Annotated in this window: 15 protein-coding genes; 10 read left to right on the top strand and 5 right to left on the bottom strand. The window is 56.5% G+C overall.

Features of this window, described 5'->3' with window-relative positions; genetic code table 11:
- Window positions 1-163 precede the first annotated feature (163 nt).
- Both ACXAD0_RS11365 and ACXAD0_RS11360 read right to left on the bottom strand, forming a co-directional pair.
- Window positions 164-424 carry a glutaredoxin family protein gene (locus tag ACXAD0_RS11365; RefSeq protein ID WP_475088513.1) on the bottom strand — a complete coding sequence of 87 codons (261 nt, stop codon included), beginning with the start codon at window positions 422-424 and terminating at the stop codon, window positions 164-166.
- Window positions 425-427: 3 nt separating this feature from the next.
- The gene (locus ACXAD0_RS11360; protein WP_475088512.1) at window positions 428-1,279 is read right to left on the bottom strand and encodes an FHA domain-containing protein; all 852 of its coding nucleotides are present in this window, start codon (window positions 1,277-1,279) and stop codon (window positions 428-430) included.
- A 297-nt stretch (window positions 1,280-1,576) separates the two neighbouring features.
- Between ACXAD0_RS11360 and ACXAD0_RS11355 the strand changes: the two genes are divergently transcribed.
- Together ACXAD0_RS11355 and ACXAD0_RS11350 are read left to right on the top strand one after the other, a co-directional pair.
- The gene (locus ACXAD0_RS11355; RefSeq protein ID WP_475088511.1) at window positions 1,577-2,506 is read left to right on the top strand and encodes a PP2C family protein-serine/threonine phosphatase; all 930 of its coding nucleotides are present in this window, start codon (window positions 1,577-1,579) and stop codon (window positions 2,504-2,506) included.
- 13 nt (window positions 2,507-2,519) lie between these two features.
- A complete protein-coding gene (locus ACXAD0_RS11350; RefSeq protein ID WP_475088510.1) occupies window positions 2,520-4,958 on the top strand; it encodes a bifunctional serine/threonine-protein kinase/formylglycine-generating enzyme family protein in 2,439 nt (812 codons plus the stop codon).
- Between the two features lie 72 nt (window positions 4,959-5,030).
- Here the strand turns inward: ACXAD0_RS11350 and rlmKL are convergent, their stop codons facing one another.
- Entirely contained in the window at window positions 5,031-7,238 is a 2,208-nt protein-coding gene (gene rlmKL / locus ACXAD0_RS11345; RefSeq protein ID WP_475088509.1) for a bifunctional 23S rRNA (guanine(2069)-N(7))-methyltransferase RlmK/23S rRNA (guanine(2445)-N(2))-methyltransferase RlmL, read from the bottom strand.
- Window positions 7,239-7,526: 288 nt separating this feature from the next.
- Here rlmKL and rmf point away from each other — a divergent pair, with 288 nt between their 5' ends.
- Window positions 7,527-7,778 (top strand): ribosome modulation factor, encoded by a 252-nt coding sequence (gene rmf, locus ACXAD0_RS11340; protein WP_475088508.1) that lies wholly within the window; start codon window positions 7,527-7,529, stop codon window positions 7,776-7,778.
- Between the two features lie 78 nt (window positions 7,779-7,856).
- On the opposite strand, the gene ACXAD0_RS11335 is transcribed toward rmf, so the two are convergent.
- Together ACXAD0_RS11335 and ACXAD0_RS11330 are read right to left on the bottom strand one after the other, a co-directional pair.
- Complete coding sequence (locus tag ACXAD0_RS11335; RefSeq protein ID WP_475088507.1) at window positions 7,857-8,888, bottom strand: quinone-dependent dihydroorotate dehydrogenase; 1,032 nt, start codon at window positions 8,886-8,888, stop codon at window positions 7,857-7,859.
- 29 nt (window positions 8,889-8,917) lie between these two features.
- Window positions 8,918-13,813, bottom strand: coding sequence for an NAD-glutamate dehydrogenase (locus tag ACXAD0_RS11330; RefSeq protein WP_475088506.1), 4,896 nt, complete (start codon window positions 13,811-13,813; stop codon window positions 8,918-8,920).
- 288 nt (window positions 13,814-14,101) lie between these two features.
- On the opposite strand from ACXAD0_RS11330, the gene ACXAD0_RS11325 reads away from it, so the two are divergent.
- From ACXAD0_RS11325 to ACXAD0_RS11295, 7 genes are all read left to right on the top strand, one after another.
- Complete coding sequence (locus ACXAD0_RS11325) at window positions 14,102-15,073, top strand: AAA family ATPase (RefSeq protein WP_475088505.1); 972 nt, start codon at window positions 14,102-14,104, stop codon at window positions 15,071-15,073.
- On the top strand, window positions 15,073-16,053 hold the full coding sequence (locus ACXAD0_RS11320) for a DUF58 domain-containing protein (RefSeq protein ID WP_475088504.1): 981 nt from the start codon (window positions 15,073-15,075) through the stop codon (window positions 16,051-16,053). The genes ACXAD0_RS11325 and ACXAD0_RS11320 overlap by 1 nt, the downstream gene beginning before the upstream one ends.
- Window positions 16,050-16,634 carry a DUF4381 domain-containing protein gene (locus tag ACXAD0_RS11315; protein WP_475088503.1) on the top strand — a complete coding sequence of 195 codons (585 nt, stop codon included), beginning with the start codon at window positions 16,050-16,052 and terminating at the stop codon, window positions 16,632-16,634. The genes ACXAD0_RS11320 and ACXAD0_RS11315 overlap by 4 nt, the downstream gene beginning before the upstream one ends.
- On the top strand, window positions 16,627-17,703 hold the full coding sequence (locus ACXAD0_RS11310; RefSeq protein ID WP_475088502.1) for a vWA domain-containing protein: 1,077 nt from the start codon (window positions 16,627-16,629) through the stop codon (window positions 17,701-17,703). The genes ACXAD0_RS11315 and ACXAD0_RS11310 overlap by 8 nt, the downstream gene beginning before the upstream one ends.
- On the top strand, window positions 17,700-19,562 hold the full coding sequence (locus tag ACXAD0_RS11305; protein ID WP_475088501.1) for a VWA domain-containing protein: 1,863 nt from the start codon (window positions 17,700-17,702) through the stop codon (window positions 19,560-19,562). The genes ACXAD0_RS11310 and ACXAD0_RS11305 overlap by 4 nt, the downstream gene beginning before the upstream one ends.
- A gap of 92 nt (window positions 19,563-19,654) precedes the next feature.
- On the top strand, window positions 19,655-21,274 hold the full coding sequence (locus tag ACXAD0_RS11300) for a BatD family protein (protein WP_475088500.1): 1,620 nt from the start codon (window positions 19,655-19,657) through the stop codon (window positions 21,272-21,274).
- A 23-nt stretch (window positions 21,275-21,297) separates the two neighbouring features.
- A complete protein-coding gene (locus tag ACXAD0_RS11295) occupies window positions 21,298-22,215 on the top strand; it encodes a glycosyltransferase family 2 protein (protein WP_475088499.1) in 918 nt (305 codons plus the stop codon).
- Window positions 22,216-22,823 lie beyond the last annotated feature (608 nt).

The raw sequence follows: 22,823 nt of genomic DNA, 5'->3' as shown, positions 1-22,823 counted from the left end.
GCCCTGCCACAGGGTCGTGACAGAAGCGTGGAAGGGGTGTGGAAGGGGCCTGGAAGATTGCCAGCGATTGGCGTAGTCGAATGGGTTACTGGAGCGAACAATATCCCCTCAACGGCAAACCTACCCGACCCGCGGCCATATGGTATTCGCCATTGAGGCGATTCTATTGCTTCGGTATCCCGCGATTCGCCAACCAATCGGACAATGCGGCGGAATCAAAAGGCCAGCCAAGCACATCATCGGGATCGCCAAGACCCACCACAGGAATCGACAGGGCAAATCGATCTTCGAGTTCTGGGTCACCAGCAATATCGCGTTCCCTGAGCACCAGGCCAACCCTGGACAGAACCGGCCAGATTTCCACCTTGGCCTTTTCACACAAGCTGCAACCCAGGGTGGTGTACAGTACAAGCTCCGCCGGCATGGCTTATAGGAATCCGTTGCTGCGCGCCCAGTACACACCCATTGCGGCCGCAGCGACCAGCAATATTCCGGCCCAAACCCGGAAGCCGCCCTGCCCCGATTGCGCCATGGTGTCTGCTTCGAAGCGCTGTCGCTCACGGGTCGGTTGATCGGCGGGCACGGCAGCACTTTGAGCGCGGCTGTCCGCCTCCTGACGCACCCCAGGGGCTGAAACCGCCGGCCGCAACGTCGTCTTATCCAGGTCATCTGCTGGCCCGACCACGCTAAAACTCAAGGTATCAAAACGCAGTTCATCGCCGCGGCGTACCCTCGCTTCAGTGACCCTGCGATTGTTCAAAAAGGTTCCGTTTGCCGAACCGAGATCGGTCACAAACATCAGGCCATCACGGACCTCAAGACGGGCATGGCGCCGGGACAAATGAGATAGAGAGAACGTGATATCGCATTCGTCAGATCGCCCGACGACGCTTGTGCGCTTCACGGGAAATACTCGCCCGGCGATCGCCGGGTGATTGGCTCGCAATGCCCAGGCCACTGAAGCGTGGCTGACACCGGCCTTGGCACGCACAGCTTTGGGATCCAGAACCGCCAGATCACGGCCGCCCACTTTCAGTTTGTCATTGGGTTTCAACGTGTGATCGCCAACCACCGGCACCCCGTTGACCAAAATTTCGCCACCCTCAGAAAGGTTACGCAGCGTAAGCACACCTTGATCAACAACAATTTCGGCGTGGAGCTTGTCGACCTGATCGTCGGCAATGACCAGGTTGCAGCTGGGGGCCCGGCCGATTGTTACACTGGGCGCCACCAACCAAACACTTTGGCTGGAATCCTTTAGATCACAGAGTTTTAGCATTGAACTGGCTCCGTATGCTCTGACTGACTACCGCGGAAACAGACACCGCGCCACCAGATCCGGGGCATGCGCCCCTTCGAACCTCATCCTGACGCCCTGACTCCCACAAAAAGGTCTCATCAGGCGTCCTGTTATCGTTTGCGGCAGTTTATCACGCGTAATTACATTGGCATGTGATTGAGTTTGCAGCTTACAATCTGCCAAGGCTCTATCATGCCCCCGCGAATCGCAGTCACTCAGGCTGAGCGGTTTCGGAGGAACTGGCGCTGGATAATAAGTTACAGGTAGTTGCACGCAGTGAGTGAAGCCCAATTAGGCGATGTTTCCAAGTACCACGACTCTGGCCAACAATCGAGCCAGGGGTACCGTAGCGCCGGCAGCACGCACCCCGGATATCGTCGAGAGCAAAATGAAGACGCTTTTTGGGGCGATGAAAACCGCGGCGTTTGGATTGTAGCCGATGGCCTGGGGGGCCACGAAGCCGGCGAGATCGCCAGCAAAACCGTAGTTGAGGAAGTCCAGCGCTCCGCGGCCACAGACCGTCATTTCGAACATGCGCTGCAGCGCGCCCACGCCCTGCTTATGGGCGACGAAACAAATGCAGCGAATATGGGGTCCACAGCCGTCGTCCTCGCTGAAGAAGGCGCCTATTACCATATTTACTGGGTGGGCGACAGCCGTGCGTACCTCTGGAGCCCATCAGCCCAGAGCGGCACACTCAAGCAAATTACCAACGACCATTCCTACGTCCAGATGCTGATCGATTCCGGCGCAATTCGCCCTCAGGAAGCAGCCAGCCACCCAAATCGTCATGTGATTACCCGCTGTATCGGCGGCAGCAGCAACCCAACCCTTGAGGTCGATCGGGTTTCTGCTCCCTGGCGGAAGGGGGATCGACTATTGTTGTGCAGTGATGGCCTCAGCTCGGAGGTGGAGGAGAGCGAGATCTGCACCATACTCGCCGACAATCCTGATAATCGTCGTGCTACCGACCTGCTGATTGCCGCGGCCCTCGATGCCGGCGGAAAAGACAATATCACCGTGCAGGTGATCGACGCGCCTGCCTGTCCGGAAGATGATCTAGCGTCCTCTGGCGATTACCCGAAAGCGCTGGCACGCCCCGTCGGAAAAGGCATCACTAAATCCACTCTGGCAGTAACAATTACTGGCGCCCTGGCGGTACTGGCGCTGTCGGCAATGTGGCTTCTCGACAAGCTGCCCATTTAACGAGGCGATTTCAATGGAGGTCGTGAGTTCCGGTCAAAATTCGCTGGAGATACCCGGCTATCGCATCCTGAAGAAAATCAATCAGGGCGGTATGTCAACGGTATACCTGGCCGTCCAACGCAGCGTCGGGCGGCAGGTTGCACTGAAAGTCATGTCTCCGGTGCTGAATGCGGATCCGATATTCAGCGAGCGATTCCAACGGGAAGCCAATATTGTTGGGCAGCTCTCTCACCCCAACATCGTCGCCGTGCACGATATTGGGCGCTACCGCAGCCTCAACTATATCGCGATGGACTACATGCCCGGCGGCTCTGTTTCTGACCGCTTGGCGACCTCAACGATTGATCCGGTCGATGCGCTCAATATCACCCGGGAGATCGCTCTCGCGCTGGATCACGCGCATGGCAAGGGATATGTCCACCGGGATCTGAAACCTGAAAACATCCTGTTCCGCGAAGATGGCTCTGCCGTACTGACCGACTTCGGTGTTGCCAAAGCCGTTGCCCGAACAACGCGGATGACCAACACCGGCATGGTGGTCGGCACTCCACACTATATGAGCCCCGAACAGGCCCGCGGCGCCTCCGTGGATGGTCGCGCCGACCTGTACAGCCTGGGCATCGTTTTTTACGAGATGCTCACAAGTGTCGTGCCCTTTCAGGCCGATGAAGCCGTCGCGATTGCGATTAAACACCTGACCGATCCGATTCCGCGGCTGCCTGCGCGACACTCCCTGTACCAGGACCTGATCGACCGTTTTCTCGCAAAAGATCCCGACAAGCGCTTTCGCCGCGGGCTCGAGGTGGTCGAGGCAATTGATCTCCTACTCGCCGCGCTGGCCGGTAAACCCGCAAGCCAGGTGGCGCATCTGAATGCCGTCACGGGTGTACATTCTGCAAGCCTGCTCAAGGCACTGCTTGTCACTCTGTATGGCACCGCGAGTGACTACCTTGCGGCAGCCTGGGCCAAGTTCCGCGATCGCCCTCTTGAGCAAAAGCCGGAACGCCAGGAGCAGGAAACAACGGTGCGTTTGCGCGAAGTACTCGCGCAAACCACCAGTGAACCCATGAAAGCGGGCCGCCGAAAATACGGGCTTGCCCTGTCCATCCTAACCGTGGTTATTTTGTTCGCGTGGCTCGGTAGCGGACCCTCACCTGAAGATACAGCACCTGCGGCCATAGCGGATCCCCCTTCGCCGGCCGCGGAGAACCGGGCGCTTTCCGGAACGGGGATGTCATCTCTGAGCATCCTTGCCCAACTCACAGATCGGGACCAACCAGCCTCTGGCGCGAGCCGGGACACCGTCCCCTCAGCAGGGGCACTGAAAGAAATTCGCGTACCACTGGATCCCCGCGCAACAGCTTCTGAGACCGCCTCAGCGGCTTCCGCTCAGGTTGAGGAAATCGCCGGCAGTGTTCCGTCAGACACAACAATGGACCCGACTGACGACAAACCTTTGGCCACGCCCAGCACATCAGATGCAGCCACCGCGCCGGTGCTGGCAGACACCTTCCCACTCACCATTCGAGTCGAGCCGCGGGACGCCCGAGTGCGCGTCATGAATATCAAACCGCGCTATGTGCCGGGCATTGAACTCAAACCCGGACGTTATGATATTGAAGTCAGCAAGCCGGGTTACGATTCGGTCCGACGCTGGGTCACAGTGGCCTCTTCTGCGGTCACTTTGCCTGTCGCGTTGCAACGGCGATATTTCCCCGGTAACACCTTTACCTCACCCACCCGACAGGGTGTCAAGGGCCCGGAGATGGTCGTTGTTGGAGAGGGTCTGTTTACCATGGGTGACAACCGGCAACTCGCCGCGAGCCCCGCGCACGCCGTTGTGATCAACAGGCCGTTCGCAATTTCCACACGGGAAATCACCTTCGACGAATACGACCGCTTTGCCAGAGCAACCGGAGCCGGACTGCCCGGGGACGCGAGCTGGGGGCGCGGCGACCGCCCTGTCATTAACGTAACGTGGGAAGAAGCCCGTAATTATGCCCGCTGGCTGTCACGGCAGACGGGCCAACGCTACAGGCTTCCGACGGAAGCGGAATGGGAGTATGCATCCCGCGCAGGTACGGCCACTCCCCACTGGTGGGGTTCGGACTCTCCCAAAGGGAAGTCAAATTGCCGACGAGGTTGTGGCAGCGAGTTTGTGGGTGTATTCAACGTGAGTACTGCACCGACAGGACATTTCGATGCCAATCCCTTCGGGCTCCATGACACCTCTGGCAATGTTGCCGAGTGGACCCAGGACTGCTTTATTCGGGGATATGCCAATGCATCGGGAACCAGCGCGGCGCGCACGCAGAAAAACTGCGCGATTCGGACAATCCGCGGAGGCTCAGTGCGGGACCCGCTACGCAATGTCAGCGCAACTTACCGAACCGGCCAAGATGCCAAAAGCCCATCAAAATACACTGGGTTCCGTGTGTTGATGGAGCTTTGACACCATCCTGTTGATCGTACGCGCCTGATCTCGGCAAGGCTTCGCTCAGGCGCTATTCTCTCCCGCAACGAACTAGTTGCGGTGTTTAATTTCCCAGACATTATGGATTTTCGGGTTGCGCTCAAAATCCTTGTCCAACATCCGGCGGGACAACTCTTCCACCACGAAGCGCTCGCTCAACGCTTCCGCCATGCGAAAAGATCGCAGGTTATTGGAAAACACCAGGCGACCGTCCCTGGCCAGCAATGCCATACACTGCTCGATGAGTCGCGCGTGATCTTTCTGAATATCCAAGACTCCACGCATCTTCGCAGAATTTGAAAAGCTCGGAGGGTCCAGAAAAATCACCTGGTACTGACCACGACGATTGTGTTGTGCAGATTCGAGCCACTGCAGGCAATCGGCCTCAACCAACTGATGCCGATACGGGTCCAGGTTATTCTGTCGAAAATTTCGAGAGGCCCAAGCCTGGTAGGTCTTTGACATGTCGACACTGGTACTCTCCGCGCAACCGCCGAGCGCCGCTTGCACGGTTGCCGTCGCCGTATAACAGAAGAGATTTAACAGACGCTTCCCTGCGGAAACTTCACGCAGGTATTTACGCACGGGACGATGATCGAGGAAAAGACCGGTATCCAGATAGGACCAGAGATCTATTTCAAACTGGGCACCATATTCTGATACCCAGAAAGACTTGTTGCCCGCTTGCCCCTGACGCTTCTGATACTGGCTGCCTGCAGACTTGTGGCTATGCCTGCGCCGCTCTTTGATACTGATATTCGACATCGGCAAATCGAGTACCCGCTGGACCGCACGCACCAGTTCCCGTAATCGCCGCTGGGCTTTTTCTTCCGGGATACTGGCAGGCGCACGGTACTCCTGAATGTGCGCAAACTGTGCCCCATCCACACTTCGGTAGAGGTCAATCGCCGCGGAAAATTCTGGCAAATCCGCGTCATACAATCGGAAATTCTCTACTCCGCTGCGTCCGGCCCATTTACCAATGGTCCGAAGGTTTTTACGCAGACGATTCGCCACCATTTCCGCTTCTGCCGATAGCGGACGCGGTCCGGTTCCGATCGCTGTATCCCCTTCCCTGCGCTCACGCACAGTGAACAGCAGCAGCTGGCTAGGCAAACTACCGTTGAACAACTGATACTGTTTATGGGACTTCAGGCCTGTCTCAAATCCCAATTCCGGGTTGCCGGTAAAAATACCGACTTTCCAGCCCGGTAATTCCGCTTTGAGTTGCCCGCCAAGCTCCGCATACGTCGCGCGCAGGGCCTCCTGCTCCCCCAAGCGCTCTCCGTAAGGCGGATTCGTCAAGACCAGGCCGCGCTTGATCTCACGATGACTCGGGATCTTGAACCCGGAAACCGGCCGACAGCTCACCCGCACAAAGCGCGACACCCCTGCCGCATCGATGTTGTGTTCCGCGGCGAACAGTACTTTGGCGTCGGCATCGTACCCGCGAATCTCCGGCAGTGATTGGTCCAGTCCATTGCGCTTTCGTGTCAGTGCATCTTCTCTCAGTTCGAGCCAAATATCTGACTGGTGATTGAGCCAACGCTCGAAGCCAAAGCTCTCCCGGGTTAAGCCCGGCGCAATATCAGCCGCCATCAGGGCAGCCTCGATCAGAATCGTTCCTGAGCCGCACATCGGGTCCAGCAATGCGCCACCCTCCCGGGCAATCTCCGGCCACCCAGACCGGATCAACAGAGCAGCAGCGAGGTTTTCCTTTAGAGGCGCTGCGCCGATATGCGTGCGGTATCCACGCCGGTGCAAGCTCTCTCCGCTCAGGTCGATGGCGACTTCAAGCGTATCTCGATGTAGACGCAAGGTAACAGAAAGGTCTGGACGGTCACGATCAACGATTGGCCGCGCCCCGGAATCCCGGCGAAGACGATCGACGATCGCATCTTTCGCTTTTTGTGCACCAAATTGCGTGTTCCGGATCTCCCGGTTTGTCCCCGAAAATTGCACCCAGAGCGTACCGGAAGGGTTCAAGTGCTCTTCCCAGGGAATCGCCGCAACCGCGCGATACAGGTCATCCGCAGTAACGATCTTCTCCTGCGCCAATCGTAAAAGAACGCGGTTGGCCAGTCGGCTCCACAGACAGGCCTTATAGCCGAGCGCGAGGGGCCCGGAAAAATACACGGCGGCCGGCTGTTCACGGAGCTCTGTGGCGCCCAGTGTTCTCAGCTCCTGCGCCAGCAGGCCCTCCAGCCCTTTGGGGCAAGTCGCAGTGAAATGTAGCGAATTACTATCTAAATTACGCAAAATGTACCTATAAAAAGCAAAAAGAGCACAGCAAAAAGGTCAGTGCGGCGATAACCAGTCTCCCGATACTCGTCAGTCAATGCACCCTGTCGATCGGCAGGACCGTCCCGCAACCAGCGCGCTTTGCCTGTGATTTAAACGCCCACACAATAACCTAGGAAAAGGGCGTTCACCCGTAATCTGAGTGCAACATTGGCTAGGCTTAAACATAGAGACATGGCGGAAGCCTATACGCCCCCGCCCTTTAGTCGAAGTACGCGAAAGATAACTCTCGAGGTGCTGCTTACGATGAAAAGCCACAAACGCAACCGGGCCGACCGGGCCTTCTACAAAGGTTACCTCGCCGCAACAGAAAACCGACCGATGGACAGCTGCCCCTTTTCCAGCGAGAACTCCCACCAGGAGTGGGTCAATGGCTGGCGAGAAGGCAGGGAAGATTACTGGCGAGGATACAGCAGAGCAACCCAGGCCCAGGTTCTGGAAAACTACCGGGCGGTATCACACAGTGTGCACCACCCGGATGGCTGGAGTACCGTATAACCGTCAAACCATGCTTGCAGGCAGGTAATCTTTTCTACCTGCCCCCATCGCAGTGTGCGCGGTGTGCGCGCCGGGAAACTAGTTTCCCTGGCGGCGCACCAACGAAATCGCATCTGCCGCTTCCCTGATGAGCTCGGGGCCGCGATAAATGAAGCCGGTATACATCTGAACCGCCGTTGCGCCGGCTCTGATTTTGTCAGCAGCCGTCACCCCGTCACAAATGCCCCCAACCCCAATGATAGGAAGAGCGCCATCCAGGGCAGTCGACAGCACGCTGATCACTTCGGTTGAGCGATCGGCCAGCGGTTTGCCACTCAATCCGCCCTGCTCGCCACCGTGTAAATAGCCAGTCACAGCACCTTTATCCACGGTGGTGTTGGTGGCGATGACACCATCGATTTCGAACTCACGCAACGCCGAAGCGATACCCTCGATCGCCTCGTTGTCCATATCGGGGGCGATTTTTACGGCGAGCGGCACATAGCGATCACAGCGCTGGGCAAGCTCGGTTTGCTTGTCTTTCAGCGCACCCAACAGCTGCTTTAGCCCTTCGCCAAACTGAAGGTCCCGCAGCCCCTGGGTGTTGGGAGACGACACGTTAGCAGTGATGTAGTCGGCATAGGGATGAACCTTTTCCATACAGATACAGTAGTCATCCGCCGCCTTCTCAACAGGCGTGTCAAAATTTTTCCCTACATTGATACCGAGCACTCCCCGGTATCGCCGGCGCTGCACCTGCTTCACCAGATAGTCCACGCCCTCATTGTTAAAGCCCATGCGGTTAATGATGGCTTCCGCTTCTTCGATGCGGAAAAGACGCGGCTGGGGGTTACCCGGTTGAGGCCGGGGCGTTACCGTCCCAACCTCAACAAACCCGAAGCCCAATGCGCCGAGGCCGTTAAACGCCTTGGCGTTTTTATCCAGACCAGCCGCCAGTCCCACCGGGTTGGGGAGCGTCAGCCCCATCAGCTCGACGGGATCGTCAACAGGCTGCCGGGCAAACAACGAGATCAGACCAAGACGCTCAACGGCACCAATGGAATCGAGCGCAACGTCATGGGCTCGCTCTGGGTCAAGCGCAAATAAAGCCTTGCGCAGATATTCGTACATACAGGTTCCCTGGAAACTGTGTTAGCTCATTAGGACTCGTCGGCAACCTCTTGCAACAGGCTTGGCTGGTCCGCTGTAGCGTTGGCCAGATACATCAGCTCTCGCAAGGCTACGGTGAACATGGCGAAATCGCCCGCGGGCGCCGCACGCAGCTCAGCCAGCAAACTACTCCACCGCTGAATCGCGGGCGCCATGATAGCGCCCCAACGTGCCATCGCGCTATCTACATCGAGCTCGGCATCGCCGGCAAGCCGCAAAATATGTACCGCAAGGCTACTCAACTGGCTGTCGAGGTCATCCATGCTGGTTTCCCTGGCCTGGGCCTGCCAGAAACTGTCGACCGGCAGGTCAATGATCTGATTGCCGAACCAGTGGAGATCGAGCATGTCTGCCAGGCGGAAATAGGTCTCGGCGACCTGCTCCACAGGGCGACCACTGACGCGTGCCGACTCTGAAATACCCAACGCCGAGTACAGGTAAGACGGTGATGCTGCCAACATCGCCACAGAATCCGGCACGCCGGCCTCCAGCAAGGTCTCGTGCCGCTCCTGCCACTCGTGCAGGGGCTCGCCACTCAACACTTCTGGTAGCGCGCTGATCACACGCTGCACCGACTCACGATAGGAGACCTCTCCGCCATCACCATCGAGATCGTGACGACGATTGCGAATAAACCAACGTGTGGCCCGACGTACCCGGCCAATCATCGCGCTAACGAGCTTAAGCTGCAGTTCAGCGGGCACCTTATAGTCCAGCTGCGCAATGACCTGCTGGAACTCGTCCATCCGATACACGTCCCGAGCACTGATATACGCGGCCGCCACCGTATTGATATCGGCTCCGGTCGCGCCAGTAATGCGGTGATAGAAGGTAATCCCCATATTGTTGACCAGCTCGTTCGCCACCTGGGTAGCGACTATCTGGCTGCGTAGGGGATGGTCATATACCAGGTCGCGGTAGCGCGCGACGAGCGCAGCGGGAAATGCTGACTCGACCGATCGCATGACTCTGGGATGCTCGGTAATCGGCGCACTCAGCAGCTCTTCTTTCAATTTCACCTTAACGTACGAAATCAAAACCGAAAGCTCAGGGCGCGTCAGATATTGCTGCAGGTTCTGACGCTCTGTGATTTGTTCGTTATCAGGGATAAATTCGAGACCGCGCCTCAGACGCCCCTCGTTCTCGAGCGCATTGATGGTGCGACGATACTCATCGATTCGACCGCTCACCTGAAACTCAGCAACACTCAAAGCGCCCGTCTGATCGTAATTGTTGTGCAATACGAGATCAGACACTGACTCGGTCATTTCCTCCAGCATCTGGTTGCGCTGCTTGTCGGTGAGGTCTCCATTGGCGACCACTTTATTCAGGAGGATTTTGATATTGACCTCGTGGTCCGAGCAATCGACACCGCCGGCGTTGTCGATAAAGTCGGTGTTGCAGCGACCACCATTCAACGAAAACTCGATACGGCCACGCTGGGTCATCCCCAGGTTACCACCCTCGCCAAAGACTTTTGCACGCAGCTCTTTGCCGTCCACGCGCAAGTTATCATTGGCCTTGTCGCCAACCTCGTTGTGGGACTCCTGGGAGGCCTTCACGTAGGTCCCAATACCACCGTTCCAGATCAGGTCGACAGGGGCTTTCAGTAATGCGCTGATCAACTCAATGGGATTCAGACGATCCTCTTCAATGGCAAAAGCCTCTTTCATTTCCGGAGAGATCTGAATGGACTTTGCGCTGCGATCAAATACCCCGCCACCGCGCGAAATCAGCTCGGCATTGTAATCCGCCCAACTGGAACGCGGCATCTCAAACAGCCGCTGGCGCTCCTGAAAGCTGGTGGTGGCATCAGGGTTCGGGTCGACAAAGATATGCAGGTGATTGAAGGCCGCTTTCAGGCAAATATGCTCCGATAACAGCATCCCGTTACCGAACACATCACCGCCCATGTCACCGATGCCAATGACCGAAAAGTCCTCCGTCTGGACATCCACGCCCATCTCGCGGAAATGCCGCTGTACGGACACCCAGGCGCCCCGGGCGGTGATCCCCATCTTCTTGTGATCGTACCCCTGGCTGCCACCAGAGGCGAAGGCATCTCCCAGCCAGAAGTCATACTCCGCCGCGATGCTATTGGCGATATCAGAGAATGTTGCGGTGCCCTTGTCGGCCGCCACAACAAGGTAAGGATCATCATCATCCCGCCGCACTACCTGTTCAGGCGGTACGATCTCGCCATCTTTCAGGTTGTCAGTGATGTCGAGCAGGCCCCGGATAAACGTCTTGTAGCAGGCAATGCCCTCTTCCAGCAACGCTTCGCGACTGGCCTCTTTTGGCGGCCGACGAACCACAAAGCCCCCCTTGGCACCACTGGGAACAATCACCGCATTTTTTACATTCTGGGCCTTCACCAAGCCCAACACTTCCGTGCGGAAGTCTTCCAGTCGATCAGACCAACGCAGCCCGCCGCGGGCGACCTTGCCTCCGCGGAGATGGACCCCCTCGACGCGGGGCGAGTACACAAAGATTTCAAATTCCGGACGCGGCTCTGGAATATTCGGAATGGCACGCGGATTGAATTTGATCGAGACATAATCCTTGGCCTGATCCAGCGCGGTTGTCTGGAAGGCGTTGGTCCGCAGAGTCGCAAGAATCAAATCGAGATAACGCCTGAGTACCTGATCTTCATTCAGGTTATCAACACCATCCAGGCCCTCATGAATCTTCTTGACAAGGCGCTCGATTCGAACCTGATCCTGCTCGCTATTGTTGTTGATACGCGGATCAAACATTGCGCGGAACAAGGCAACCAGATTTCGGGTGATTTCCACATGCTTTGCGAGCGTGCCGGCAATATAGGGTTGGCTCGCGCTGAACTTGGTTTGCTTGAGGTAACGGGCATAAGCACGTAACATCGCCACCTCGCGCCAGTTAAGACGTGCGGCCAGCACCAGCCGATTAAAGGCGTCACTTTCTGCGGCACCACTCCATATTGCCGCGAATGCATCCTGAAACAGCCCGCGGGAAGCTTGCGCGTCCACCCGGGTTGGCAGGCCGAATTCCAGATAAAATTCGTGCATCCACACATCGCCGATGGCCTTGGGACGGATGGTATACGGGAACTCTCCCATCACGCGCAATCCCAGATGCTCCAGCACTGGAATCACATCGGAAAGCGGCAATCCACCGCCCCAGTTAAATACCTTGAAGCGCAGGATGCCGGGCGCAGCGCCGAGCGGCTGATAGAAGCTCATCGCCACCCGGTTTTCCGACGACAACCCCTCAATCGCAGCGATATCCTGAACAGCGATACGCGGCTCGAAGTCCTCTCGATAACCTGCGGGAAACGCACGCCCATAAACACTAAAGAGGCGATTACCCTCTTCCTCTCCATGGGTTTCTATCAGGGATTTTTGAAAAACATCTTCCCAAGAACGGGTAATATCCACGATTTGCGCCTCCAGTAGCGCTACATCAAAGTCAACGGGATCTTCCGGTGACACCCGGAATACAAAGTGCACCCGGGCGAGAATGGATTCAGAAAAATAGGTGGTAAATTCGGATTCCTGCGCATGAATCGCCTTGGCAATGTGATCGCAGATCAACTCACGCACACTGCTGCTAAACGACTCCCGCGGCACGTACACCGTCGCAGTAACGAATTTGCCAAAAGGATCGCGACGCATAAACAAACGAATGCGCGCCCGCTCGTTCATACTCAACACACCCATGCTGGTTTCCAGCAATTCCTGGGTGCTGCCCTGAAACAGCTCGTCGCGGGGAAACGTATCGAGGATACGTCGCAGTGCTTTGCCATCATGGCTGTGCGCAGAAAGACCACAGGCTTCCAGAATGCCCGCGAGCTTGCGCCGGACGATGGGAATCTTGACAGAGCTCTCGGTATACACTGAAGAGGTGTACAGGCCCATTATGGCGCCCTCTCCGATCACCTCGCCATCAGCGCCAAATCGCTTGACCGTCACATAATCGGAGTAAGCCGCCCGATGCACTCGGGACTTCACCGAAGATTTGGCGAACGCCACATAATTCGGCCCTTGGAAAAATCGCTGCTTACCCTCGTTGAACTCAGACTCTGGCATCGCCTCCGCGGGCTCTTCCAGCCTTTTGAAGATGCCGAGACGACGATTGGGCAGCTCCCGCAGGACGCGGTCTCCGTCCTCTCGATCAAACTCATACTCTCGGTATCCCAAAAAGGTAAAGTTCCCGTCGCGCATCCACTGCAGGAACGAACATGCCTCTTCAAGTACGGGATCTTTGGGGTGCGCCGGACCATGGAGCTGATCTTCCAGGGCACTGCAGGTATCAAGCATCGGCAGGTAGTCGTCGACCACCAGTTCGACGTCGCCGAGAACATCCCTCAGGCTCTCACCCAGGTCCGCCGCATGATCCAGGGAAGTGTCAAGGTTGATTTCGATGTAAACCAGCGCCTCTTCAGAGGCCCCGGGATGCCGTTCCTCGCCAAACCGGAGCCGGGGGAGGAGTTCCAGTAATTGACCGTCTTTGTCGCGACGGAGCTGCATTACCGTGCTTTTGATGGAGTGAATGACGGTATCCCGACGATTAATCTCCATCCTTGCGGAATCGACCAGAAACGGCATATCCCTTTGCAGGACACCAACGACCGTATGCGAACACTCCCAACCGTCTTCCTGCAGGCTTGGGTTAAACACACGAATCTTGGGTCCATTACCTGGACGCTGTTGAATAAACAGCCACCAGCTGTAAATGCATCCGTAAACGTCAGACACCCGGCGGCCGGCAAAGTCCTCAATAGGATATTGCCTGAGAAACTGTTCCGCGAAGGAGATGACGGTTTCGGCATCATCTCCGAGGCGTTCGCTCGCCAGTTTACTGACCTGTTCCAGCAACTCATCGCGGCTGTCGGTTATCACCGTCGCCATCGCCACTTACTTACCTCCAATACCTTTTTATTCGTGTCCCACGCATACGTAGCGGAAACACCCTTTTATGCCCGGGCCAAGACCCCGACTGTACAATTTTCACACACCATTCTCGCGAACTTTTTCCTGCCAACCGTTGTCTACTGGGTCGCGGTAGTTGCCACAGACCCGAGTGCCGGTAAAATCATCCTCTCCCCGGCATGCCCGGGCAGAAGCTATATATAAAGAAGATGATAGATAGCAGCCCCCTGGTCCGGGGACAGAATTCGCTAAATCAGAAGAGACACTATGGAATCGACGCAGACAATCAGGGAGCGCATCACCGGCCTGGGAGATTGGCTGGAAAAACAAATCATCGGGCAGGAGGCCCTGGTCAATCGAATCCTCATTGCGCTGCTGGCGGATGGCCACCTTTTGGTGGAGGGTGCACCAGGCCTCGCTAAGACCAAAGCGATTAAAACATTGGGCGAGGCAGTTGAGGGTGATTTCCATCGCGTCCAATTTACGCCGGATCTGCTCCCGGCGGATGTGACCGGCACCGATATCTACAGACCGGAAACCGGAGAGTTCCATTTTCAGCCTGGGCCCGTATTCCACAACCTGATTCTGGCGGATGAAATCAACCGCGCGCCCGCCAAGGTCCAGTCTGCGTTACTGGAGGCCATGGCCGAGCGACAGGTCAGTGTTGGCAGAAAAACTTATCCGCTTCCGGAATTGTTTTTGGTGATGGCAACACAAAACCCCATCGAACAGGAAGGCACCTATCCCTTGCCAGAGGCCCAATTGGATAGGTTTCTCATGCAGGTGAATCTTGCCTATCCCGATGCTGTGGCGGAAGCAGAAATCCTGAGATTGGCCAGATCCGAGGCTAGTCTTGGCGAAAATCACCCTAGCGACGTGATTCCGCAAAAGGTGATTTTTGACGCGCGCCAGGCGATCCTTGATATGCAAATGGTCGAGGCGGTGGAAACCTATATCGTGCAGCTGATCGTGGCGACAAGAGAGCCCGAAAAGTACGACGGAGAACTGGCCTCCTGGATTGATTTTGGCGCCAGCCCACGGGCGACGATCGGGCTTGACCGGTGCGCCCGGGCACGCGCCTGGCTCGAGGGCCGAGACTTTGTAACACCCGATGACGTTATGAATGTGGCGCCCGACATATTGCGACACCGCTTGTTGTTGAGCTTCGAAGCAGAAGCTGCGGGTATCAGTACCGACCATGTGATTCGGCGCCTCTTACAACAGGTGCCGGCCATCTGATGCGTCAGTCGCCCAATCTCACAGAGCTCAGCCCCTCTGGGGCCTATCCGGCGGTAGAGGACCTGGTACGGCTGCGCTATCTCTCTCGCCAGCTCTCCCTGTTCAAACCGCGGCTCGCCCAGAGTGATCAGGCGGGCAACCTGCTCACGCGCTATCGCGGTCGCGGCATGAATTTCGCTGAAGTGCGCAACTACCAGCCCGGTGATGACGTCCGCTCCATCGATTGGCGGGTAACTGCACGAACAGGAAAAACCCACACCAAGCTCTATCAGGAAGAGCGAGAACGCCCCATCGTCATCCTGGTCGACCTCCGCTCGCCCATGTTCTTTGGCAGTCAGCAGGCATTCAAGTCCGTGATGGCCAGCGGCGTCGCGGCGGCGCTCGGCTGGGCGGGGCTGCAGCATAGCGACCGGATTGGCGCCCTCCTATTTGCAGACCAGAAGATTCAGACCGTCCGCCCACGCAGAAGTCATCACTCCGTGCTGTCAATGATTCATGGCATGGTGGACCTTTGTGGGCAGCTGAACTCTCCTACACCGACGCAGAGTATCCAGCCCATTTCACAGCTCCTCGAAGAGGCCCGCCGTGTCGTTCGTCCCGGAAGTGCGGTATTCCTGATCAGCGACTGCCACGATTTTGACGAAACCTGCGATCAATCTTTGTACCTGCTGACGCGGCACGCGGACATGCAGGTACTGCGCGTGACTGACCCGCTGGAGCATCAGCTTCCCGCCAGTGCGCTGACCGTGTCCGATGGACGCAGCCGCACCTATCTGGGGGCTGGCGACCGGCTCTCGAGGGCCCGCTTTGAAGAGCGCCAGCAACAACGGCGGGAAAATACCGAACGTCTCTGCCGGCGGCACCGGCTGCGGTTGCTCGACTTCGACAACAGCGCCCCACTCGTCCCGGCTCTGCTGTCGTACTTCAACGGACGGGAAGCCGAAAGATCCACTTCAGCCGTGGAGAATCGGCCCGCATGATGCCCAGAATACTGAATCTGCAAAGTGCCCCACCTGCGCCAACCCCTCTTCCCGCTGATCCAGAAGCCCAGGAGTTGCTGGCGCAGCTCCGTGATATCCATGAGCCAATACCGGTGCACTGGTGGCCCCCGGCACCGGGCTGGTGGATACTTGCCGCCCTGCTGATCGTGCTATTTGTTGGACTGTATCTGTGGTGGCGCCGCCATCGCCAGCTTGTTCGCCAACGCGCCTACCGTGTCGAAGCGAGCCGCCTGCTGCGGGAACTGGATTTGACCAGTCCAATTGCGCTGCAGGACATTAATGTCCTGTTGAAGCGGGTCGCCATCGTCAGTTTCGGTCGACCGGCCTGCGCGGAGCTCACCGGTACACGTTGGCTCGAATTCCTCGACAAAACCAGTGACGGAAACCGCTTTTTGTCCCCAGAGATAAGCAATCAGGTGATCCATCATCTTTATAGCGGACAGCCCGTAGCCCCTGAGACAGCCAGCGCCTTCAGGGAATATGCCCTCTCCTGGGTCGCACACCACGATACAGCCCCGCGCACAATACCAACAGGTGCAAGGGAGGTGGCCAGTGTTTGAGTTTGCGCACTCCTGGGTATTTTTGCTGCTGCCACTACCCCTCGTGGTGCGGTCGATCCTCCCGCGCGCCAAACCGTTGACCAACGCCCTCAAAGTGCCCTTTTACACGGACTTGCAACAACGCAAGAATCAGACACCTGCGAACGGTCTCAATCTGCTGATGCTCTGGCTACTGTGGTCATTGCTGGTGGCGGCCGCAGCGCGACCACAGTGGTACGGCGAGCCAATCAGTCAAACCAGTAGTGCCCGGGACCTTCTCGTAGCGGTGGATATTTCAGGGAGCATGGAAACCCCGGATATGCTATTGAACGGGCGCCCAGCCATGCGGATCGATGCCGTCAAGGGCGTTGTGGGAGACTTTGTCGAGCGTCGGGAAGGGGATCGGTTAGGGTTGGTGCTTTTTGGCACCCGGGCGTATCTGCAAGCCCCCCTGACCTTTGACAGGGAAACTGTCGGCACGCTACTGCGCGAGGCACAGATCGGATTTGCCGGCCAGGGCACCGCCATCGGCGACGCTATCGGACTCGCCGTCAAACGGCTGACACAGCGCCCTGCCGAACAACGCGTACTGATACTCCTCACCGATGGTGCGAATACTGCCGGAGAGGTCTCTCCTTTGAAAGCAGCGGAGCTGGCCAGGCAAGCAGGTGTAACGGTGTATACCGTGGGGATCGGAGCCGATGAGATGGTGCAGCCAGGCTTGCTTGGCAGTCGTTTCGGCTCCCGCAGGATCAATCCTTCCAGGGATTTGGACAGTGAGACACTGCAGGCAATCGCCGACGAAACCGGGGGCAAGTATTTTCGTGCACGGGACCCGCAAGAGCTTGCAGAAATCTACGAAGAATTGGACCGCCTCGAACCCGTCGAACAGGATGCCGCCGTATATCGCCCGCTCAAGGCGCTCTTTATTTGGCCCCTCGGCGCAGCCTTACTCATTACGTTGCTGTGGGGCCTGATCCCTTTGCTGATGGCGCTGCGAACTGAAGCAAAGCCAAACCGGGGAACACACAGCCACACAAAGTTCTCCCGTCATTTCGGCAGCCGCGAGCGCGGGGAGCAAACCGGATGACCACTGCCAGCCTTCAAGATCTGCACTTTCTCAGGCCTGAACTTCTCTGGCTGCTGCTACCCGCAGCGCTACTGTGCTGGGGACTCGCACATACCGTCTTTCATCGCGGACAACTAGAGCGGTTTATCGACCCCGGCTTACTGCCGCATCTCCTGATGAAAGGCGGCGAGCGCCGCCCTCTCATGTTCGCCGGGATTTTTCTGGTTCTCGCTTCCCTGATTCTCGCCCTGTCCGGCCCCGCATGGCGCAAGCTGCCCACACCGGTGTACAGCAATCAGGACGCCCTTGTCATACTGCTGGATCTTTCTCCCTCGATGATGGCCACGGACCTTTCGCCAGATCGACTGACGCGCGCTCGGCTGAAGATCCTCGATATATTGCGCCTGCGCCAGGATGGCCTCACCGCCCTCGTCGCCTATGCGGGGGAAGCCTACGTCGTCACCCCACTGACCGAAGACACCGCAACCATCGCAAACCTGGTACCGGCCCTGTCACCACGGATCATGCCGGTACCGGGCAGCAACATTGAAATGGCCGTCGAACAGGGGATTCAATTGCTTCAAGATGGCGCCAACGGCCGCGGCCAACTGCTGGCGGTAACCGATGGTATTGACGATGCCGCCCTGGGGACGGTAGCAAAACTGGTCTCTCCGCAGGGCATCAATCTCTCCGTCTTAGCAGTTGGCAGTGGCGAAGGAAGCCCTATTCCACGGGGTAATGGTGGAGGTTTTATCACCGATGACACCGGAGCCATTATCATTGCCGGATTCGATGCACCGGCTCTGCGCAAACTCGCGGACAGAAGCGGTGGACGCTACGCACAGATCTCGGTCAATGACTCAGATATCGAGTACCTCCTATCCGAGAACAATGCCCCCGAACAGGCTTCTCTCACGGAGCGCGAATTCGACCAATGGTACGAAGAGGGACCCCTACTCATCCTTCTGTTACTCCCCTTTGCGGCGCTGCTATTTCGTCGCGGAACGCTCGCTGCAATACTCAGCCCCGCCCTGCTCTTGACCGCCGGTCTGGCGACAACGCCACCTGCCAGCGCCGATACATGGAGTGACCTCTGGTTGCGCAAGGACCAACAGGCGAAACGACTGCTCGAAGAAGGCGAAGCAGACGAGGCAGCCAAGTTGTTTCAGGATCCTCAGTGGCGCGGCACTGCAGAGTTCCGCGCTGGCAAATTTGATGCAGCGGGCAAGGCCTTTTCCCAGGACACGGCGCCAGACAGCCAGTACAACCTCGGTAACAGTCTGGTCCAGCAACAACGCTATGAGGAAGCCATAGCGGCTTATGATGCGGCCCTGGAGCAGGCGCCAGACTTTGACGATGCACGTCACAATCGCGAAATTGCTGAAAAGCTGAGGAAACGCCAACAACAGCAAGGTGGCGGCTCTCAACAACAAGAACAACAACCGCAAGACTCCAGTTCCGAACAGCAGCAATCTTCAGGCGGACAGCAGGATAGCGAGAGCGGAGAAGAAAACAGCGATTCCGACCAGTCCGGACAGCCACAAGGCGGCCAACAAAATCCCGGGGAAGATGGGTCCGAACAAAATAATCAGGACCAGAGCGACGCGTCGGACGAACAAGATAATCAACCTTCTGATGGCGAGCGTCAGGAGCCAGGGAATGAAGAAGGTCAGCAGGGCCAAAATGCAACAGCGGAGGCCCAAAATCAGGAGCTCGATCCCGAGACCCAGCAAGCGCTGGATCAATGGCTACGTCAAATTCCTGATGATCCAGCAGGCTTGATGCGTGAGAAGTTCAAATACGAAAGCCTCCAGCGCCGAAGGGAATACCATCGCGGCGAATGGGAGCCACCGGAGAATGGAGCCACAAGAAGATGGTAAAGACAGCAGTGTGTATTTTGACTGACATCTCCAGGACATTGACCACTTCAATACGGTGTATATTCGCGATCTTGCTGGTGTCGCTTCCCTGCTTGGCACAAGCATCAGAGCTAACCGCATCCGTTGACCGTAACCAAATTGGTATCGACGAGACCCTGAACCTGCGGCTCAGATATTCCGGCAATGAGAGCGGACAGCAGCCAGATTTCGAATTACTGGAGCAAGACTTCGATATCCTGTCTCGCCAACAATCCAACCAATACCGCGTGATCAATGGCCGAGCAGAGACATTCATCGAATGGTCGTTAACCCTGGCTCCAAAACGTGAAGGCCAGCTGTTTATCCCGTCGCTTCATCTCTACAGCGAAGTATCTGATGCAATCCCTATTACGGTGTCGGCGGCCGGCGCGGGCCCGAACAGAAATGACCGACAGGCGTTTCTGGAAGTTGATCTGGACAAAGCGGAAGTCTTTGTGCAGGAACAACTGATCGTCCGTGTTCGACTCTATACGGTGATCGGACTACATGACATCTCGACAGAGGCACTTCAAATCCCCGGAGCGCATGTCGAAAAAATTGACGAACAGCGATACGAGAGGCGAATCAATGGCGTCGCCCACGCTGTCTACGAAATCGCCTATGCGGTATTTCCAGAGAGCTCCGGAGAGCTCACTATTCCCGAGCTCAGATACGTCGCCGTCGCAGGCCGCAGGGACCCCTTCTCCCTATTCAATCGCAATACCCAACGTTTGCGGTTACGATCACAAAGTGAGACGGTCACAGTAAAGCCGAAGCCAGAATCATATAGTGGAGAGCACTGGCTGCCAGCCGCAAGCCTGGGCATCGTCCAAACCTGGAGCCAGGATCCAGAGAACTTCCGGGTTGGAGAACCCATCACCCGAATCATCACGTTGCGCGCAGAAGGCCTCCGCGCCGCGCAATTGCCCCCCCTGCCCCCGATTGAGGTCGAGGGCCTGAAAACCTACCCGGACCAGCCGCAACAGGAAGACCAACAAAGCAATACCGGCATTACCGGCAGCCGTATCGAGACCACCGCAATCGTCGCCACGAAGCCCGGCGACTATCAGCTGCCCCCTATCACCATAAGCTGGTGGGATACCAAGTCCGGACGACAGCGTGTAACCCAACTACCGGCTTTTCGGTTTTCAGTAGCTGGAACGCCAGCCACAGACCCTTCTGCTCCGAATGAGGCAAACAATGAACTTTCTGAATCGGTAAACGTTTCAAGCGACGCCCGGACATGGCGCAATATTGCTATTGTTGCGCTCGTCGCAAATCTCCTGTGGCTTCTGTACTTTCTGCATTTACGCTTCCGCGATTCCGTTCGAAAACCAACTCGTTCTCGCTCAGCACGACCAACAGGGGCTGACGAAGCTCAACAACAGCTACTGCGATGCGCTCGGGATGGTGACACAGCTTCTTTGCGTCAAGCCCTCATAATCTGGCTTTCCTGTGAACGCGCCGATTTGGCCGGGCTGAGCCTTCCAGAAATCGCTGAGAAGCTTGATATCGAAGAACTTCACAAACTCATTGCGGCAATAAATCAATCGCTATACTCGCCAGGCCGTGAAAGCCAACAATCGAGAAAATTGGATTTCTTGGTACAGAGATTGGTAAAAAATCCAATTGTCAGAACCCCGAAAGATACCAGCCATACACGTGATGGCTCGTTACCCGACCTGTTTGTCTAAGAACCAGTAGGTTGTATATCGGAATGTCAATTCACGCAGTCATAGTCACTTATCACCCCGAAATGCGCCTGCTGCGAGAATCACTCGGCGCACTTGGTGATTCAGTTGAACATACATGGATAATCGATAACGATTCTCCTGAGCACCTTCAGCTCGACTCGCTTGCCAAAAACTCCAGAAATACAAGTCTCATAAAGCTAACGAGCAATCAGGGCGTCGGCACGGCACAGAATGCGGGTATAGAACGTGCCCTTTCCGCCGGGGCAAAACAGGTACTAATACTGGATCAGGACAGCGTTCTCTCAAGTGAGTCCGTACATGAGCTTTCTATTTCTTTGACCAAATTAGAGCAGTCTCACCAGGCCGCAGCAGTTGGACCACGATATCACTTGAAGGGGCACAACGTCCCTAGCCCGTTTGTCCGATGTCATTGGTTCTATTTGGGGAGAGTTCCCGCTGCTGAAGTCGAGCGCCAGCCCTACGTTGAGACTGACTTTTTAATCTCGTCCGGCACGCTATTTTCGGCAGATGCGCTTCGCGACGTTGGCCCTATGAACCCTGATTTTTTCATCGATCATATTGATACCGACTGGTTTCTAAGGGCAAAGGCAAGACAGTATCGGATTTTTGGTGTCACCACTGCTGATATGCAACATACTCTGGGCGAAGAAGTGTTTAGAGTATGGCTTGGCCGATGGAGATCATTACCACGCCATAAACCGTTCCGCTACTACTACACATTTCGCAATAGCCTGCTTCTCGCTCGCAAAGCTCATGCACCACTGAAGTGGATATCCGCAGATTGCGTACGGCTTCTCGGGATGGCAGTGTTTTGCCTACTGTCCTCTGGTGAGCGGCGACAAGCGCTGCCAATGATATGGCTTGGACTGCGTGATGGCATTCGCGGATCATGCCCACGATTGAAGATTGCAACCCCCTAAGTTGATTACAAATTTGTGAGGGCACACGCCCTTCGGCTTGGGAGTCGGTGATGAAATTTTTAGAGCGGAAATTACTATCCTTACTTTCATGAATCTACCACCTCTCTCCTAGTAGTCTCGATCGTTCGTGCCAACTCAATTCGACCAAAAAAACCCGGCAAGTCACTGGAAAGTCTATCCAGTGCATTTTGATACCCCACCGACCTCACTGTAGAAATGTGCGCCAACGCACAAATCTGACCTACTTTCTGGCGAAACTTCCTGCTCTCTCGTCAAGCCGAAAGGTAGAGCTAGCTGCCAAATACCACATGTACGCATACCCACTCCCAAAAGAAAGGCAAACAGGCACTTTCAACGAATGACTAGCACAAAGTGTTCAAAATGTGCTGCCAGACGACGCAAGCGGCAAATTAGGCGCCAGCTTGCACGCGGATGGAAAATTGGCCAGAATTGGGGACAGAAATTTGCGAAAATTTTTAGGAAACAAGGGGTTAAGCCAGTCGATTTCGTTTTATTCAAACACTTTTCGGCAGCAACATCCGGCCTGAAAAACGTCCGCAAGCAGCATCAGCGCAAAGTGGCTTATCAAGAATTCGCTTTGTAAGGAA

Source organism: Microbulbifer sp. ABF4_148 (assembly GCF_056158985.1).
Note: the sequence above shows the minus strand (reverse complement) of the source record. Positions and strands in the feature narration are given on the sequence as shown.

Coding starts and splice junctions, on each gene's coding strand:
- rmf (WP_475088508.1), top strand. CDS start 7,527: ATGAAAAGCCACAAACGCAACCGGGCCGACCGGGCCTTCTACAAAGGT.
- ACXAD0_RS11325 (WP_475088505.1), top strand. CDS start 14,102: ATGGAATCGACGCAGACAATCAGGGAGCGCATCACCGGCCTGGGAGAT.
- ACXAD0_RS11315 (WP_475088503.1), top strand. CDS start 16,050: ATGATGCCCAGAATACTGAATCTGCAAAGTGCCCCACCTGCGCCAACC.
- ACXAD0_RS11330 (WP_475088506.1), bottom strand. CDS start 13,813: ATGGCGACGGTGATAACCGACAGCCGCGATGAGTTGCTGGAACAGGTC.
- ACXAD0_RS11305 (WP_475088501.1), top strand. CDS start 17,700: ATGACCACTGCCAGCCTTCAAGATCTGCACTTTCTCAGGCCTGAACTT.
- ACXAD0_RS11365 (WP_475088513.1), bottom strand. CDS start 424: ATGCCGGCGGAGCTTGTACTGTACACCACCCTGGGTTGCAGCTTGTGT.
- ACXAD0_RS11295 (WP_475088499.1), top strand. CDS start 21,298: ATGTCAATTCACGCAGTCATAGTCACTTATCACCCCGAAATGCGCCTG.
- ACXAD0_RS11335 (WP_475088507.1), bottom strand. CDS start 8,888: ATGTACGAATATCTGCGCAAGGCTTTATTTGCGCTTGACCCAGAGCGA.
- ACXAD0_RS11350 (WP_475088510.1), top strand. CDS start 2,520: ATGGAGGTCGTGAGTTCCGGTCAAAATTCGCTGGAGATACCCGGCTAT.
- ACXAD0_RS11320 (WP_475088504.1), top strand. CDS start 15,073: ATGCGTCAGTCGCCCAATCTCACAGAGCTCAGCCCCTCTGGGGCCTAT.
- ACXAD0_RS11360 (WP_475088512.1), bottom strand. CDS start 1,279: ATGCTAAAACTCTGTGATCTAAAGGATTCCAGCCAAAGTGTTTGGTTG.